Consider the following 217-nt stretch of genomic DNA (forward strand, 5'->3'; position numbering starts at 1 on the left):
CAGGGCTTTCAGGCGGAGTCTGAAGTTAGCCAGGTCATGCCGCAACCAGATACTGCGAACCCCGCTAGACGACACAAAGACACCGCGCTTACGTAGCTCATTGGATACCCGTACCTGCTCATGGGCATAAGCCAGCACTACTTCTTCGATAGCTGAGTCAACGCGGTTCTTGTGATTTGGCACCCGCCGGTTCTTCTCCAGCAGGGCGTCCACGTCG

The 217-nt window shown here is 56.7% G+C and carries 1 pseudogene; it reads right to left on the reverse strand.

What is annotated here, in order from left to right:
- Positions 1–217 (reverse strand): annotated as a pseudogene (locus tag Q1A48_RS21650) (IS481 family transposase); the annotation flags it as partial.

It is taken from the genome of uncultured Microbulbifer sp. (assembly GCF_947489355.1).
In the GTDB taxonomy this organism is placed as follows: Bacteria; Pseudomonadota; Gammaproteobacteria; order Pseudomonadales; family Cellvibrionaceae; genus Microbulbifer.